Here is a 16574-nt window from a genome sequence, read left to right as displayed (position 1 = left end):
AGTATCAAAAACTAAATGAAGAAGCCAAGAAGAATATTAGAAATGCTAAGGAAGCAATATTGTTAACCAATTCGGAAATATCCGAGCTAGCTAAAATTGATAAAGATTATTACAAAAATGTATTTATGTTTTTATCGAGCTACGTCCATTCACACCCTTTCTCGATACAACAGCTTATGGGTTTTCGGGCGGGGGAGGAAGATAGCTTGAGGCTAATGAATATCGTAATCCAGTACTCATCACTGTATTTGTCACTCTCAATAAGGGATTTCATTTCAGTAATTCCAATAGAGATAGGCATAGATGAGAAAATTAAACAGATAATTGAAATATGGTCAGGAATTGCATGTGACTTCGCTAATTCTAGAATGGCCTAACAATCAGCTTCACAGGATTCGCTCCCTTCGGTCGCTCTACTGTGAGCACAGTAGGTCCGATTAGCGTAGCGTAATCGGACGCGTGCTGAATAAAATCTATCTGGCATATGCCTTGCCAAAGAATGCTTGGAATATTCTTCCTTCCTCCGAAAATACGCTTGGCTATTCGGAGCCACTCCACCAAATCCAAAAGTATTGTCAAAACATTCGAGCTTGCCAGTGGGTTTCTCCCGTATGCCGCGCCGAGCACCGGAGCTTTTGGCGGGAATAGCCCGTAGGGGCGCCGCAGGGATGCGGCGCGTTTCCGAAGGGGCAGGAAGCCCCTTTCGGCAACCCCCGTCGAAAGCTTCGGAGCGCAGGAAATAAGCGGCGTCCGGGTGTCTTTTCTTTTGGATACTTTTCTTTGGACAAGCAAAGAAAAGTATCTCGCCTGTCGGTGCGAGAACCGACATTAAAATAGCCGTCGCGCCAGCGACACAACAACAAAACCCTACGCCAACACCCTAGCAAACAGCCTATGGGAATATTCCTGCTCCCGCTGCAAGATAGTTTCGTTTTTTATATCCTTGAGTTTTTTCACCAACACTTCCCCGGTTTCCGGAAAGAAATACACCTTGCGGGGATAGATACCGAGCATGTCGTCAGCGAGGACCGGAATGTTCCGGCCGGCCAGGTAACTGCGTAAAAACTGAGCACTACGAGCGCCGACATTGTTGCGCTGCATGCCGTTAAGTATGTTGCCGCCGCCGAATACCTTGGCTTCCAGCTCGCTCTCTTCTGCTCCCATGTCGACCAGATGGTTGATGAAATTATCCATACCGGCACTAGCCATGTTCTCCATGCGTTGGTTGAGCGGCTGGTCTTCGTTGACGTTCACCACCATGAATTGATACATCCCGCCTATGCCCCGCCGCCAATCGCGAATACAGGCAATCACGCAGGACCCCAGCACGGTAACAATAAGCTCGCCGGAATCGGTAACACAATATTCGCCGGGAGTGATTTTGCAGGCGCGGATGCGTTGGTGCGGGTCGTAGTAGGTTTCGGAGTATTTTTGCGGATGCATAGCCAGGGCCGTCTTCAGAGTTGTAGAACATTAATGCTTATCAAGCAATAAATCGGCCACTACGCGTTTTGCTATCCGCCTCAAATCTTTAGCATTTCAACGCGCGCGCTTGCCGAATCGATTGTAAAACGCTTCGACAACGAATGATTGGTTTAGCTATCTGCCTTGCTTGCGCAAAACGCAGGCGCCAAGGTGGTCGATACTCAGAACTACCCACGAACCGGAGTGGTGCATAGCGCTCCCGATTGGCGCAAGACTGATTTTGTTATTACCCCACTCAAGTCGTTACCGGCATAGCCTTCAGTAGAACGGGCGAACGATGGAGAACGGAGCCGTTGTTTGCAATTTTGCTATAAAAATATCCGCCGCAGTAGCAGCACATTTTAGTATCCTAGCGAGCCATTCCGTACCCAGCCCGTAGACCATGACCCAATACCAATTGTTCGCCACCACGCCGAAAGCGATGGAAGGTATTCTTGCCAACGAAATCAAAGCCCTAGGCGGCCAAAACGTCCGCGAAAAAATGGCCGGCGTTTCCTTCGATGGCGACCTGGCGCTGGCTTACCGGGTTTGTTTGTGGTCGCGTACGGCTAACCGGGTGTTTCTGCCCTTGAGCAGTTTCGAGGTCAAATCGCAGCAAGATTTGTACGATGGCGTCAAAAAAATCAACTGGTTCGAGCATATCAAGCCCGACGACAGTCTGGCGGTATCATTCAGCAGCAAAAACAATCCGGCCATCAACAACACTCATTTCGGCGCCTTGAAAGTCAAGGACGCCATCGTCGATCAGATGCGCGCCAAGTTTAATAAACGGCCCAATATCGACACCGACCGGCCCAGTATTCGCGTCAATGTTTATCTACACAACGAAACCGCGCAACTCAGTCTGGACTTATCCGGCGAGAGTTTGCACAGACGCGGTTATCGTGACGTCAACATTGCCGCGCCTATCAAGGAAAACCTGGCGGCAGCCATTTTACTGCGCGCCGGCTGGCCGAAAATCGCCGAGCAAGGCGGTTCGCTGCTCGATCCGATGTGCGGCTCCGGCACCATGTTGTTAGAAGGCGCGATGATCGCCGCCGATTATGCGCCGGGCTTGCAGCGCGATTATTTCGGCTTTCTGGGCTGGAAAAAACACGATGGCGCGCTTTGGCAAAGCCTGCTGGACGAAGCCATGCATCGCCGCGATATTGGCTTGACTAAAATGCCTGTGATTGTCGGTTTCGATCAGGACCGCCGCACCGTGGTCGCAGCCTTGCAACACTTGGAAAACGCCGGCTTAGCAGGCAAGATTCATATCGAACGGCGCGACATCGGCGATGCGACGGCGGCGGAAAGCTGGCCCAAGGGCCTGATCGCCTGCAACCCGCCTTACGGCGAACGGCTGGGCGACGAGGCCGAAACTTCCGAGTTGTATCGGCGCTTTGGAGAGGTGCTGAAACAGCGCTTTGTGGGCTGGCAGGTGGCGATGATCATCAGCAATCCGGAATTGGGTTTTAGGTTGGGCGTACGTTCGCAAAAGCCGATTACCTTGTTCAACGGCGCACTGGAGTGCAAATTGCTGCGTTTTAATATCGAAGAACAGACCTTCTTCGAACCCAAAGCCAAATCCCAGCAAGAACGCATCGAGCAAATCAGCCGGCGTACCGAGACTGAGCAACCCGACAATCAGGCGGAGATGTTCGCCAATCGCTTACGCAAGAATCTAAAAAAAATCGGCAAATGGGCCAAGCAAAATCAGGTCAATTGCTATCGACTGTACGACGCGGATTTACCGGAATACGCGGTGGCGGTGGATGTCTACCAAGGCGAACAGACCTGGGTCAACGTCCAGGAATACGAATCGCCGAAAACCATCGATCCGGCCAAGGCTAATCAGCGTTTAGCCGGGGCGATGATGGAAATCCCCAAAGTATTGGAGATACCCAAGGAGCAGGTGTTTTTAAAAATCCGCCGCAAGCAGAAAAGTACCGATCAATACGAGAAGCAAGGCGAATCCGGCCGCTTCCATGTCGTCGAAGAAGGCGGCTGCAAGTTTTGGGTGAATTTTGAAGATTATCTGGATACCGGCCTGTTTCTGGATCACCGGCCGATCCGCCAGTTGATCCAGCAGCAAGCCAAGGGCAAACGTTTCCTAAACCTGTTTGCCTATACCGGCAGCGCCAGCGTGCATGCGGCAGTCGGCGGAGCGGCATCCAGTGTCACCGTGGATATGTCCAATACCTATCTGGACTGGGCCAAGCGCAATTTTGATTTGAACGGCATTCAAGGCGATCACAAGCTGCTGCGCGCCAATTGTGTGGAATGGCTGGCGGAACAGGCCGGCGCCAAAGACAAACTGCAATTTGATCTGATCTTTCTCGATCCGCCGACCTTTTCCAATTCCAAGAAAATGGACGAAGCCTTTGATATTCAGAACGATCATCTGCATTTGCTGCGCAGTGCCGTTGCCCTGCTTGCGCCGGGCGGCGTGCTGTATTTTTCGACTAATTTCCGCCGCTTCAAACTGGACAGGCAAGCCTTGGCGGATTTGCAGATAACAGACATCAGCGCGAAAACGATTCCGGAGGATTTCGCCCGCGATCAAAAAATTCATTATTGCTGGAGGATTACTCGATGAGCGAGTGTTTGCATATCATCGTCAAGGGCCGAGTTCAAGGCGTGTATTTTCGTGCCTACACCCAAAAACAGGCCGTGAAGTTGAATATAAAAGGTTTTGTCAGAAACCTGGCCGACGGCAGTGTCGAAATCGTCGCCAGCGGCCATGCGGAGGAACTACAAAAACTAGTGGCTTGGTGCCATAAAGGGCCGATATTGGCTAAGGTTTCAGAGGTAATTGCTAACACTTATGATGCAGGCGAGCATTTTGAGGTGTTTGAGGTTAGGTAGGTGCTCTAATGTCAGGCGACATTTTGATTCGCTCAACTTAATAGCTACGTCTCAATCTTTAACCTGGCAACCGGTTACCTGCTACTTATCTATGCAAACAACTTCTAAGCACCTTCCCCCCCAAATCGGATTACAATAGCGAACATTTATTCCCAACAAAGGGCGCAGCTTAGACGCCCGCCAGCAATCGGCAGGAGCAGTTTTGGCAGACAGAATTATTCGTATCGCTACCCGGCAAAGCCCGCTGGCCTTGTGGCAGGCCGAGCATGTCGCGGCGCGGCTTGAGCAGGCGTTTCCGGGATTACAAACCGAGCTGGTAAAAATGGTCACCCGCGGCGACAAAATCCTCGACGCGCCATTGGCGAAAGTCGGCGGCAAGGGTTTGTTTGTCAAAGAACTGGAACAAGGCATGCTGGAAGGCACGGCCGATATCGCGGTGCATTCCATGAAAGACGTGCCGGTGGAATTTCCGGAAGGCCTGCATCTGGCGGTGATCCTGGACCGAGAAGACCCAACCGACGCCTTTGTTTCCAATCAATATCGCAATCTGGCCGAACTGCCGGCTAACGCGCGCATCGGCACGTCCAGCCTGCGTCGCCAGTGCCAAATCAAGGAAAAATTCCCGCACGCGGAAATTCTCAGCCTGCGCGGCAATGTCAACACCCGCTTGGCGAAACTGGATGCCGGCGAATACGATGCGATTATTTTGGCTTCCGCCGGATTGAAACGATTGGGGATGGGCGAGCGTATCACTGCCCAACTGGAACCGACGGAAAGCTTGCCGGCGATGGGCCAAGGTGCTATCGGCATCGAGTGCCGGATCGACGACGCCGAGATTCATGAGTATTTAAAGGTATTGCACGACGAAGACACCAGCATCCGAGTCGGCGCCGAGCGGGCGATGAATGCCCGACTCAACGGCGGTTGCCAGGTGCCGATTGCCGGTTTTGCGGAAATCAAAGGCCAGCGTTTGTTCATGCGTGGCCTAGTTGGCAGCCCGGACGGTTCCTTATTATATCGGGCCGAAGCGGAAAGCAGCCTCACCGACTTTGAAGTGTTGGGCAAGGCTGTGGCCGAGGATTTATTAGCGCAAGGCGCGGACCGGATATTGCGCGAGCTATACCAGTGAATCAGGCTTTAAACGGCGCGCGGATCTTGGTGACGCGACCCGCGGCGCAGGCTGAAAATCTGTGCCATTTGATAGAACAACACGGCGGTGTGCCGATACGCTTTCCGACACTGGAAATCGTCGCAACCCAGCCCGACCCGGATTTGTTAAGCCAAGCCGCCGCCAGCGATTGGCTGATTTTTACCAGCACCAATGCTGTGGATTTTGCTATCAAGGCGTTCGGTGGCAAAATGCCGGCCTTGCGTAAATTCAAAGTCGCGGCTGTCGGTGCCGCAACCGCCTGCGCATTGCAGCAAGCGGAATGGCCGGTGGATTGCGTGCCGGCCAGCGAATTTAACAGTGAGGGCTTGCTCGCCGAACCTGAATTACAAACGGTAGCTGGCATGCGTTGCGTGATTGTGCGCGGTGTCGGTGGCCGGGAAAAACTGGCGGAAAGCTTGCGTAGCCGCGGCGCGGAAGCGAGTTATCTGGAAGTGTATAGCCGCCGCCAGCCAATGGCGAACAGCACGGATTTGCGGACAGACATATCCCAAGGGCGGCTGGACGCAGTAACGATCACCAGTGTCGAAGCTTTACAAAACTTGTTGGCGATGCTGGATGACGAGTCGATAGTATTGTTGAAATCGATACTTTTAATCGTCATGAGCGAGCGGATAGGCCAAGCGGCCGAAGATTTCGGATTTAACCAGATTGCCGTGAGCGCACAGCCCACGGATGCAGCGATTTTAAAGACCTTGACGACGTTATTGAACGGGGAAAACAGTGGCCGAAGTAATTGAAGAACAACAAGAAAATCCAGCTCCGGTAGTGGTGGTTAAAAAGTCTCACGCCGGATTATGGATAGGCATTACCTCTATCGTCTTGGTGATTGCTTTGGCTGGTGCGGGTTTTTTCTTTTTCCAGCAGCTGCGCTTCAGTCAAGACACTGAAAACAATCAGGACAATCTAAAACTGATTGAGCTAGATAAGGAACTCAACGGCCTGCGTGACCAACTGAACGGCGTGCAAACCCAAATCGCCAACGTTAATGCCGAAATGACCGGCAAAGACAACCATTTCAATGAAACATTGGCCGACTTCTCCAAACTACATGAAGAGCGGCTCAACACCGCCCGCAAAGAATTGGAAGCATCAATAGTAGCCTTGCAACGGCAACTAGGTAAAACCCGCGGCGACTGGCTGCTGGCCGATGCCGAATATCTGTTGACCGTTGCCAATCAGCGTTTGCATCTAGTCGGCGACGTCACCACCACCCGCGAAGCGTTGGAAGCTGCCGATCAAAGGCTTAGAGAAAGTGGCGACGCGGCGGTATTTAAAGTCCGCGAGCAAATTGCCAAGGAAATTGCCTTGTTAAACGGCGCCACCGTGCCGGATATCGTCGGCATCTACAGCGGCATTCAACATTTACAGGATGCCGTAGAAAGCTTATCGGTGTTTCTGCCGCATGCCGGCAAGCAACCGGAAAAGCCTGAACCCAACAGCGACCTGTCCGAACATGGTCATGAAATTTTAAGCACTGTAGCCAAACAACTGGAAGGCTACGTGGTGCTGCGTCACACCGAGCAACCGGTCAACGCTATCCTCACTCCGGAGGAAGCACACTTTATCAAGCAGCAGTTGAAGGTCAGGCTGGAAATGATCGAAATTGCCCTGGTACAACAAAACGACACCTTGTTTTCCAGCAGCATCGCCGACGCTAAACAGTGGCTGAAGAAAAATTTTGCGGAAAACCAACAAACCGATAAATTCCTCGCCGAACTCGACAAACTTGCCAGTGTGCAAATCCGCAGCCAATATCCGGATGTTAGCGGTTCGTTGAAACTGTTGAAAGACATCAGTAAATTGCGTATCGAATCCGATAAAGCCGTGCTGAATAATCCGCCAGCGGAAACAGCCGCACCGGCAAATCCCACTGCCGGTCAGCAATAAGCGAGTGGCATTATGAAAAATCTCATGTATTTTCTCGGCTCCTTGCTTTGCGCCATTCTGGTGGCGTTTTTGCTGCATAGCTGGCTGGTCAAACAAAACGATCCCGGTTATGTGTTGATCGGTTTCGGCCACTGGTCGTTGGAAACCTCTTTGACCGTGTTTGCGGTAGCGCAAGTGATCGGCTTTTTCGTTCTCTACAATTTTTTCCGCTTGATGGGTGTGTTGATTCGCATGCCCAACCAATTTGCCAAGCGCCGCCGCAATATTCGTTTCAATCGTTCACAGGAAGCCCTGGTGGCCGGCTTATTCGACGCAGCAGACGGTAATTGGGAGCGCGCGGAGAAAGTGCTGATCAAGCATGCCGCACATAGCGGTGCACCATTACTGCATTATTTGACTGCCGCCAGAGCGGCGCAATCGCGCGGCGCACTGGACAAGCGCGACGAATATTTGCAAAAAGCCAGCGAACAATCCTCGGACACCAATATGACCGTTGGCTTGACCCAAGCCGAATTGCATCTCTCTGAAAAACAATTCGAGCAAGCCTTGGAAACACTGGGCAAATTGCACTCGATCAATCCCGGCCATGCCCGGGTTTTGAAAATGATGCATCAGGCGTATCAACATTTGGGCGACTGGGAAGGCTTGAGCAAGATATTGCCCTCGCTACAACAGCATAAAGTGTTGATGGAAACCGAAGTTAAATTGCTGGAAACGGAAACCTTTAGCCGCTTGCTGAAACAGACCATCGCCCAGGGTGACCGCCAAGCGATCCAAACCTGCTGGGAAGGCATCCCCGATCACATCAAAGCGCTGCCCGGTATCGCCAATATCTATTTTGCGGCGATGATTGCCGCCGGCGCCGGCAGTAGCGTCGAATCGGCGATGCTCAAGCAATTGGGCCGGCATTGGGACGACACCTTGCTGGTGTTGGTTTCGAACATTGAAGCCGAAGATAAAGCCAAGCAATTGCAATCGATTGAACAATGGCTGGCGGTTTACCCCAGCAATGCAGTGTTGTTAAGAGTGCTGGGTAAGCTGGCTCTGAAAGCCGAGCAAATGGAGAAAGCCGAACAATATTTGTTGAAAAGCCTGAATACTGAAGCGTCGGTGGCGACCTACCAATTACTGGGCGAATTATTGTTTAGCAAAGGCGACAAGGATCAAGCCTGCGATTACTTCAAACGCGGCATGGAGTTGGCATCAGCCGAGCTAATCAGCGGTGTAGAATCCATTCGCGCAGTTTAAATACCGTTCGCAACGAGTCTGTCAAGGGCACACCAGCCAGGGCTTAGACGAGCTCATCCTGAAGGAATACCAGCGATAAGCAAGGCCGAGTTAATAGTCCAAATCCCGAATAACCTCGGCATCGGCGTATTCGCTTTTGATAATCAAAATTTCCGGCAAATTCCTTTTTAACAGCGGCGCTAATTTAGGGTCGAAATGTTTGCCGGACTCGGACGCGATATAGGTCAAAGTATCCTCCACAGTCCAGGCCGGCTTATACGGACGTTGCGACGTCAGTGCGTCGAACACATCGGCGAGCGCGCAAATCCTGCCGGCAATAGATATATCTTCTTCTCTCAAGCCATTCGGATAGCCGGTACCGTCCCACTTTTCATGGTGATGTTGAGCAATCGTGCGCGCAGCGCGCATCAATTCGGTCGGTGAGCCGGATAAAATATTTGCGCCCATTTGCACATGGGTCTGCATGATCCGCCATTCTTCGGGGTCCAGCTTGCCGGTTTTTAACAGAATCCGGTCTGGAATACCGATCTTGCCTATATCGTGCATCGGTGCCGCATTCAGAATAATTTCCGCATCCTGCTCAGTTAAACCATAAGCCAAAGCCAACAACTGCGCATATTTACTCATGCGAATAATATGGTTGCCGGTTTCGTTATCCCGATATTCGGCGGCCAGCCCCAGTCTGCGTATGACTTCCTGGCGAGTACGATACAACTCGTCGGTTCTAGATTTAACCTGTTGTTCGAGCAGACGGTTTTGATCGCGAACCTGATTATGCATCAAGCGCACTTCCAGCAGATTGTGGATGCGGGTGACGGCTTCCAATTGATCGAAGGGCTTGGTCAAAAAATCCTTGGCGCCCAAACTTAACGCTCGCAAGCGGGTCTCCATGTCCGGTTGCGCACTGAGCACCAACACGGGTAAATAGTCGTCCCTAAAGCGCTGTTGCAGCTGCTCCATGACCTCGAAGCCGCTTAAATACGGCATGCGGATGTCCAATAAAAAGGCATCGAAACGAGTGGTATCGCACAGAGAAGTCACTTCGCGAGAATCGCAGGTCGATTGAATATTCCGATAACCCTGGCGCTGCAAAATTTTTTCCAACAATTTGACGTTAGCGGGTTCGTCGTCGACGATAAGAATGGCGGCTTGCAGAATATGCTGTTTTAAGTCCACGTTGCTGTTTTCAAAGGATCATCAAGTTGGGAGCGAAAACCTAGCAGTCCGGCGCGTACCGAGCCGTCCCTGCTGAGTGGGTTATTCGCGAAATTCTGAGTATAGACAAATTAGCTGAGTCTGCTTTTTACAAGCTGACGCAAGCATTCAATCTAACAGCCAAAAAGATTCCAGAAACAAAAATTACTTGGCCCAACGTCGAAGTATTCAACGACAGCGAATTGCCATACAGGAAATATCGTCTTGTGCTTCCCGGTTCAGCATATGCGCTTCCAAGGCCTGTTGTATCGCCGTCACTTCAGCACCGGGCGGTGCAGTCCTGAGAATTTGCAGTACGCGCTCCTGGCCGAATAAACCGCCGTCAGGATCCTGGGCATCGGTCAAGCCGTCAGAGTACATAAATAACTCGCAAGCCTCCCGCCAATGCCAGATTTCGCATGTATCGTCGAATTGCCGGTTGTCGAGAATGCCGGCAGAGGGGTGCGTGGAACGAAAAGCGTGAGCCGGATTGCCTTCGCCATCCAGCGCAAAAACATCGGGTAAGCCGCCATTCCACAACTCCACCGACTTTTTTTCGCTGTCTATCATGCCCAATGCCAATGCCACGAAACGGCCCGGCGGCATCTGACTGTAAAGCAGGCGATTAATCTCGCGAACGATAATAGAGACGGCCAGTCCTTTTTTGGTCATCGCCTGAAACGCTTGATTGACAATGACCGTCGGCAGCGCCGCCGCCAAACCATGGCCGGTCGAATCGGCGAGCATAAAGTAAATTTGTTGGTCGCTGACGCGTCTGGCGCAAATCAAATCGCCGCTAAAACGCTTGGCCGGCAATAACCAAAACTGCAAATGATCGTCTTTCAGATCGCTCTGTTTAATTAACCTCTCAAAAATGCTCTGTAAAAACTGCTGTTCCGCTTCATTTTCGTCGCGATAGGCTTTAAGTAACTGGGTATCGGCAATAATCAGATTTTGCATATCGATCACGCGTTGTACCGAGCCCAACTTAGCTGCAAGAATGGCCCGACTGAACGGTTTTTGCAGATAATCGTCAGCACCGGCTTGCAGCCCATCCAGGACGTTTTGGTCATCGGCTAACGCGCTGAGCACAAAAATCGGCACCCACTTGTCCTGGGTCAGCCCTCTAATCGCTTTGATAGCCTCCAGCCCGTCCATCACCGGCATCATAATATCCATCAGAATCAGGTCGGGATTAACGCTGGTCAGAGCTTGAACCGCCTGCTCCCCATTTTCGACCGAAATGACTTCATGCTGCATCCTGCTCAGTAATTTATCGAGCAATAACCTGTTTTCGTAGATATCGTCGACAACCAATATTTTCATTAGGATTTGTACCGTTCTACAAGCCAACCGGCAGTCTACCCTAGTTAAATAAGGTATCCCACATCGTATCCACTTTTTTGATCACGTCCTCACTCATTACAATCGGACGTCCCCACTCCCGGTTGGTTTCGCCTAGCCATTTGTTGGTAGCATCGAAACCGACCTTGGACCCCAAGCCAGACACCGGCGAAGCAAAGTCCAGATAATCTATAGGCGTATTTTCCAAAATCGTCAAATCCCGAGCCGGGTCCATCCGAGTGGTAATCGCCCAAATCACGTCCTGCCAATTGCGCACATCAACATCGTCATCCACTACGATGACAAATTTGGTGTACATAAACTGGCGCAAATACGACCAGGTGCCCAACATCACCCGTTTGGCGTGGCCGGCATATTGCTTCTTCATACTGATCACCGCCATCCGATAGGAACAACCTTCCGGCGGCAGGTAAAAATCCACAATTTCCGGAAACTGCTTTTGCAGGATAGGCACGAAGACTTCGTTTAACGCCACACCCAAAATAGCCGGTTCATCGGGCGGACGGCCGGTGTAGGTGCTGTGATAAATCGGCACCTGCCGTTGCGTAATACGTTCGATGGTGAATACCGGAAATTCGTCGACCTCGTTGTAGTAACCGGTGTGATCGCCATACGGGCCTTCCGGGGCGGTTTCGCCGGGATAGATAAAGCCCTCCAGGACAATTTCCGCGCTGGCCGGCACCTGCAAATCGTTGGATAGACATTTCACAACTTCAGTTTTACTGCCTCGCAGCAAACCGGCGAAGGCATACTCGGACAAAGAATCCGGCACCGGCGTGACCGACGCCAATATCGTCGCCGGGTCCGCTCCCAGCGCCACCGCCACCGGAAACGGCTTGCCCGGATGTGCCTGTTGCCATTCCTTAAAATCCAAGGCGCCGCCGCGATGTGCCAGCCAACGCATGATGACTTTATTTTTGGCTATGACTTGCTGGCGGTAAATCCCCAGATTCTGCCGGTCTTTATTCGGCCCTTTGGTAATCACCAGCGGCCAGGTAATCAACGGCGCGGCATCTTCCGGCCAACAGGTTTGAATCGGATAAACGCTTAAATCGACTTCATCACCAACCCGAATCACTTCCTGACAGGGCGCGGAACTGACTATTTTCGGGGCCATATTCAGCACTTGTTTGAACACGGGGAACTTTTCCAGCGCGTCTTTCATGCCTTTCGGCGGCTCCGGCTCTTTCAGATAGGCCAGTAACTCGCCGATACCGCGCAATTCGGAAACGTCTTTGGCGCCCATACCCATTGCCACCCGTTTTGGGGTCCCGAACAAGTTGCCAAGCACGGCAATGTTGGAGCCTTTCGGATTCTCGAACAGCAAAGCCGGCCCGCCCTGTTTCAATACCCGGTCGCATATCACCGTCATTTCCAACACCGGATCGACTTCCTGTTTGATGCGCTTCAGTTCGCCTTGTTTTTCCAGTTGTGCGATAAAGTCTCGTAAATCTCTATATTTCATGCATTATCCTTAAAAGGGGCCGAACTTCGTGCCATGGAGGTGCAAAATTAAAGCGGCAATCATACGCCGACATAAGCCTGGCGAGGAAGCCGAGAGCGGAAGTAAAACCAAACCAAGGCCCCGGTGATTAACGCCGCAAAACCTGCAACGGCGGCTGATTGACCACCTGGCGAACACCCCAGTAACCTGCCAGCCCCACCGTTATCGCCCCTATGGCTGGCAGTGCGCCCCACAAATAGTAGCCCGGACGGTAGTCGATATGCATCACGCGGATATACAGCGCATATAAAATCGCCTCGCTTGCCAATGCCGCCAAAACGCCAGCCAAGGTACCGAGCAAGCCAAACTCAATCACATGCGTGGCACGTAAAAAGCCGCGCCGCGCACCCAAGGTACGCATCAACGCACCTTCATAAATCCGTTGATCGAGTGTGGCGTAAACGGCAGCGAACAACACGGTAAAACCGGCCGCCAAGGCAAAATACAGCAACAGGTTGATGGCTTTGGTCAGCTGCGTCAGGATCATCTTGAACTGTTTCAGGATCTGGTCGACTTCCAATATCGTGATAGCCGGATATTTTTTCAGCAACGTATTCAGCAGAATTTTTTGATTGTCGGCCAAATAGAAACTGGTCATGTACATGGTCGGAAAATTGTCCAGTGTGCCGGGCGAAAAGATCATGTAAAAGTTAGGCCGCATCGTGTCCCACTGCACACTTCGAAGTTGGGATACCTTCGCGCTGAATTGCGCACTCCCCACGGTAAAGGTCAATTCATCGCCGACCTTGATCTTTAGGCTTTCCGCCAGTTTTTGCTCCACCGATACCAGTCCCGGCTGATCGGCTTGCCAAACACCGCCATCGGTGGCTTTGTTATCGTCCGGTAATTGTACCGCCCAGGTCAGACTCAACTCGCGTTGGGTAGCGCCTTCGCCCTGCGTATCTTTGCTGACCCTGCCTTGCACCGCTTCGTTATTGATCGTTACCAAGCGCCCGCGCACCACCGGATAAAACCGGCTGCTGGCGATTTGGGCTTGCTCTAATTCGTTTTGAAACGCCTGCTGGCGTTCCGGCAGGATATTCAAGGCAAAATGATTGGGCGCCTGTTCCGGCAATTGCTGTTGCCAGTTGTCGATCAAATCGCTGCGCACAGTGAAACTCAAGGCCATTGCAGTCAGCGTGATGCTGAAAGCCAATATTTGACTTATGCTGGCCTGGCTGTTCCTCAGCAATCCCTGCAAACCAAAACGCCAATTTAAGCCCATCTTCGGCAACAACTTGCGCGCCAGCAATAAAAAACTGTATATCGCCGCCCCTAAGCCGAATAATGCCAACGTCCCGACACCCAATATGAGCGAAGTCATTTTCGGGTCTTCGGTATAGCGCCAAATCAAGCTGCCGACAATCGCCAGCGCCAAACCGTAAATCAACCAACCGCTAGTAGGTAACGGTTCCAACTCGCGCCGCAAGACCCGCAAGGGCGAGACTTTTTGCAAGCGCAGCAACGGCGGTAAGGCAAAACCTAGCAATATTGCCAAACCAGTAATCAAGCCAAAAAACACTGCCAACCAACTGGGGCTGGCCAATTCTTGCGGCAACAAAGATTTTAACAGTTCGAATAAACCGAACTGCGCCAACCAGCCAAGGCCACAGCCGACGCCACTGGTCAGCAGGCCCAGCACCAAAAACTGCAAACCGTACAGCCAGACGATCTCCGCTTGTTTACACCCCAGGCAGCGCAGCAAGGCAGTGGCGTTGAAATGCCGCTCGGTATAACGGCGGGTGGCCATCGCAATCGCCACGCCGGCAATTAAAATCACCACGATACTGGACAGGCCCAGGTAACGCTCGGCGCGCTGCAATGCCGATCCCAATTCCGGGCGGTCCTCGTGTATATCCAGGATTTTTTGCGAACTGTTTAGTTGGGGTTTCAACCAAGTCTTAAAGGTAGCCAAGGCCTGCTCGTCGCCGCTGAACTGGAAGGCGTAACGCACATGACTGCCGGGTTGAATCACGCCGGTGGCGGCCAAGTCGGTTTGATTAATCATCACCCGTGGCGAAAAGCTGTAAAAGTCGCCGCGTTTGTCCGGCTCGTAACTCAACACCCGGCCAATGGTCAGCGCTTTTTCACCTACGGTCAGCGTGTCGCCAATTTTTAAATGCAAAGCAGGCAGAATGCGTTTGTCCACCCAAGCCGAGCCGGGTTCCGGGCCCTGGCTGACGACGGTTTCATCCTGCGACTCGGCATCGCTGGTTTTCAATTTCCCGCGCAGCGGGTAGCCGCTGCTGACGGATTTTACCGAGGCCAACAGCATTTCCTGGTTTTCCAGCAAAACGCTGGCAAACTCGCTGGTCTGCGAACGGGATAAGCCCAATTCGCCAGCCTTGGCTAGCCAAATTTCGTTGATAAGTGCCGGCGCGGCTACCACCAAATCGCCGGCTAAAAACTCAGCGGCTTGTACTGTCATGGTCCGATGCAAGCGGTCGGCGAATAGTGAAATGGCGGTGGAACTGCTGACGGCAATCAGCAAAGCCAGCAATAACAAGGTCAACTCTCCGGAACGGCTGTCGCGCCACAACAGTTTCAGCGCCAGGTTGACGCGTTTCATACCATGCTCCCGGCATCCAGGCGGATAGTCCGCTGACAACGAGCGGCCAAAGACATGTCGTGAGTCACCAAAATCAGAGTGGTATGCTGTTCTTGATTAAGCTCGAATAGCAGATCGATGATGTGAGCACCGGTTTTGCTGTCCAGATTGCCGGTCGGTTCGTCGGCAAACAGAATGGCCGGACGGGTGACAAAGGCCCGCGCCAAGGCCACCCGTTGTTGTTCGCCGCCGGACAACTGCTTGGGTGTATGAGTCAAGCGCTGCGACAAGCCTACTCTGTCCAGCAGAGCCCGGGCCGCCGAAGCTGCTTGAGGGTGGCCACTGAGCTCCAGCGGCAGCATCACGTTTTCCAGCGCCGTCAAACCTGACAGCAGTTGAAACGACTGAAACACGAAACCGACCAGTTCGTTGCGTAACAAGGCGCGGCCGTCTTCGTCCAACTTGGTCAGATCGCGGCCACTGACGACCACTCGACCGGTACTGGGCGTATCCAGGCCGGCCAGTAAACTGAGCAAGGTGGATTTGCCGGAACCTGACTCGCCGACGATGGCCAGGCTCTCGCCCCGACTGATGATTAAATTCACCGCCGACAAGATGTGTAAAATGCCCTCGGAAGTTGGCACCGATTTGCCGAGTTGTTCGGTAACGATAATCGGGGAACTGGTCTTATCAATATGAGTATTTAACATGTATAGCGTGGTCCTTGCCGTAATTCTGGGTTTACTACCGATTAGCGCCATGGCGAAATCGATAGTGGTAGTGGGTGACAGTATTAGTGCCGGTTACGGCATCGAAGTTCAGCTGGGTTGGGTGGCTTTGTTGCAAAACAAGCTGACCGACCTGCATAGCGGTTATGTTATCAGTAACGAAAGCATCAGCGGCGATACTTCGGCCGGCGGCCTGGCGCGACTTGAGCAAATTTTATCCAGACATAAACCGGATATTGTGTTGGTGGAACTTGGGGCCAACGACGGTTTGCGCGGTTTATCGCCGGCGGAAATGAAAAATAATCTGACCGAAATCACCCGGCGCTCGCAAAACGTCGGCGCCAAAGTCATGCTGCTGGGGATGAAAATCCCGCCCAATTACGGCAAGCGTTATGTCGAGATGTTTTACGAGGTTTTTCCGCAGCTATCCGCGGAATTGAAGATTCCTTATGTGCCGTTTATCCTCGAAGAGGTGGCATTAAACCCGGAGATGATGCAGGCTGACGGCCTGCATCCGAATGAGTTGGCGCAACCGGTGATTGCCGAGAAAGTTTGGGGCTATTTGCAAGCGTTGCTAAAGTAAGTAACAAAGGAGAG

At 52.3% G+C, this 16574-nt stretch carries 13 protein-coding genes; 7 read left to right on the top strand and 6 right to left on the bottom strand.

Features of this window, described 5'->3' with window-relative positions:
• Positions 1-867: 867 nt before the first annotated feature.
• Positions 868-1443 carry a hypothetical protein gene (locus tag G006_RS0117180; protein ID WP_020484461.1) on the bottom strand — a complete coding sequence of 192 codons (576 nt, stop codon included), beginning with the start codon at positions 1441-1443 and terminating at the stop codon, positions 868-870.
• 424 nt (positions 1444-1867) lie between these two features.
• On the opposite strand from G006_RS0117180, the gene rlmKL reads away from it, so the two are divergent.
• The 6 genes from rlmKL (at position 1868) to G006_RS0117145 (ending at position 8638) form a co-directional block, all read left to right on the top strand.
• Entirely contained in the window at positions 1868-4063 is a 2196-nt protein-coding gene (gene rlmKL, locus G006_RS0117170; protein WP_020484459.1) for a bifunctional 23S rRNA (guanine(2069)-N(7))-methyltransferase RlmK/23S rRNA (guanine(2445)-N(2))-methyltransferase RlmL, read from the top strand.
• Positions 4060-4332 carry an acylphosphatase gene (locus tag G006_RS0117165; RefSeq protein WP_020484458.1) on the top strand — a complete coding sequence of 91 codons (273 nt, stop codon included), beginning with the start codon at positions 4060-4062 and terminating at the stop codon, positions 4330-4332. The genes rlmKL and G006_RS0117165 overlap by 4 nt, the downstream gene beginning before the upstream one ends.
• A gap of 202 nt (positions 4333-4534) precedes the next feature.
• A complete protein-coding gene (hemC, locus tag G006_RS0117160; RefSeq protein ID WP_020484457.1) occupies positions 4535-5461 on the top strand; it encodes a hydroxymethylbilane synthase in 927 nt (308 codons plus the stop codon).
• Positions 5458-6240, top strand: a complete 783-nt coding sequence (locus G006_RS0117155; RefSeq protein ID WP_020484456.1) for a uroporphyrinogen-III synthase — start codon at positions 5458-5460, stop codon at positions 6238-6240. The genes hemC and G006_RS0117155 overlap by 4 nt, the downstream gene beginning before the upstream one ends.
• Positions 6224-7390 carry a uroporphyrinogen-III C-methyltransferase gene (locus G006_RS0117150; protein ID WP_020484455.1) on the top strand — a complete coding sequence of 389 codons (1167 nt, stop codon included), beginning with the start codon at positions 6224-6226 and terminating at the stop codon, positions 7388-7390. Before G006_RS0117155 ends, G006_RS0117150 begins: the two co-directional genes overlap by 17 nt.
• A gap of 12 nt (positions 7391-7402) precedes the next feature.
• On the top strand, positions 7403-8638 hold the full coding sequence (locus tag G006_RS0117145; RefSeq protein WP_020484454.1) for a heme biosynthesis HemY N-terminal domain-containing protein: 1236 nt from the start codon (positions 7403-7405) through the stop codon (positions 8636-8638).
• 90 nt (positions 8639-8728) lie between these two features.
• Here the strand turns inward: G006_RS0117145 and G006_RS0117140 are convergent, their stop codons facing one another.
• The 5 genes from G006_RS0117140 to G006_RS0117120 form a co-directional block, all read right to left on the bottom strand.
• On the bottom strand, positions 8729-9814 hold the full coding sequence (locus tag G006_RS0117140) for an HD domain-containing phosphohydrolase (RefSeq protein ID WP_020484453.1): 1086 nt from the start codon (positions 9812-9814) through the stop codon (positions 8729-8731).
• 207 nt (positions 9815-10021) lie between these two features.
• Entirely contained in the window at positions 10022-11158 is a 1137-nt protein-coding gene (locus tag G006_RS0117135) for a PP2C family protein-serine/threonine phosphatase (protein WP_020484452.1), read from the bottom strand.
• 40 nt (positions 11159-11198) lie between these two features.
• Entirely contained in the window at positions 11199-12662 is a 1464-nt protein-coding gene (ubiD, locus tag G006_RS0117130; RefSeq protein WP_020484451.1) for a 4-hydroxy-3-polyprenylbenzoate decarboxylase, read from the bottom strand.
• A gap of 127 nt (positions 12663-12789) precedes the next feature.
• Entirely contained in the window at positions 12790-15270 is a 2481-nt protein-coding gene (locus tag G006_RS0117125; protein ID WP_020484450.1) for an ABC transporter permease, read from the bottom strand.
• Positions 15267-15959 (bottom strand): ABC transporter ATP-binding protein, encoded by a 693-nt coding sequence (locus G006_RS0117120; RefSeq protein ID WP_020484449.1) that lies wholly within the window; start codon positions 15957-15959, stop codon positions 15267-15269. The genes G006_RS0117125 and G006_RS0117120 overlap by 4 nt, the downstream gene beginning before the upstream one ends.
• Between G006_RS0117120 and G006_RS0117115 the strand changes: the two genes are divergently transcribed.
• On the top strand, positions 15958-16560 hold the full coding sequence (locus G006_RS0117115) for an arylesterase (RefSeq protein WP_020484448.1): 603 nt from the start codon (positions 15958-15960) through the stop codon (positions 16558-16560). The genes G006_RS0117120 and G006_RS0117115 overlap by 2 nt on opposite strands.
• Positions 16561-16574: the final 14 nt, after the last annotated feature.

The sequence above is a fragment of the Methylomonas sp. MK1 genome (genome assembly GCF_000365425.1).
Classification (GTDB): Bacteria; Pseudomonadota; Gammaproteobacteria; order Methylococcales; family Methylomonadaceae; genus Methylomonas.
The sequence above is the reverse complement of the archived record's forward strand: the minus strand, read 5'-3'. Positions and strand labels throughout refer to the sequence as shown.

Coding starts and splice junctions, on each gene's coding strand:
- G006_RS0117180 (WP_020484461.1), bottom strand. CDS start 1,443: ATGCATCCGCAAAAATACTCCGAAACCTACTACGACCCGCACCAACGC.
- rlmKL (WP_020484459.1), top strand. CDS start 1,868: ATGACCCAATACCAATTGTTCGCCACCACGCCGAAAGCGATGGAAGGT.
- G006_RS0117165 (WP_020484458.1), top strand. CDS start 4,060: ATGAGCGAGTGTTTGCATATCATCGTCAAGGGCCGAGTTCAAGGCGTG.
- G006_RS0117145 (WP_020484454.1), top strand. CDS start 7,403: ATGAAAAATCTCATGTATTTTCTCGGCTCCTTGCTTTGCGCCATTCTG.
- G006_RS0117135 (WP_020484452.1), bottom strand. CDS start 11,158: ATGAAAATATTGGTTGTCGACGATATCTACGAAAACAGGTTATTGCTC.
- ubiD (WP_020484451.1), bottom strand. CDS start 12,662: ATGAAATATAGAGATTTACGAGACTTTATCGCACAACTGGAAAAACAA.
- G006_RS0117125 (WP_020484450.1), bottom strand. CDS start 15,270: ATGAAACGCGTCAACCTGGCGCTGAAACTGTTGTGGCGCGACAGCCGT.
- G006_RS0117115 (WP_020484448.1), top strand. CDS start 15,958: ATGTATAGCGTGGTCCTTGCCGTAATTCTGGGTTTACTACCGATTAGC.
- G006_RS0117120 (WP_020484449.1), bottom strand. CDS start 15,959: ATGTTAAATACTCATATTGATAAGACCAGTTCCCCGATTATCGTTACC.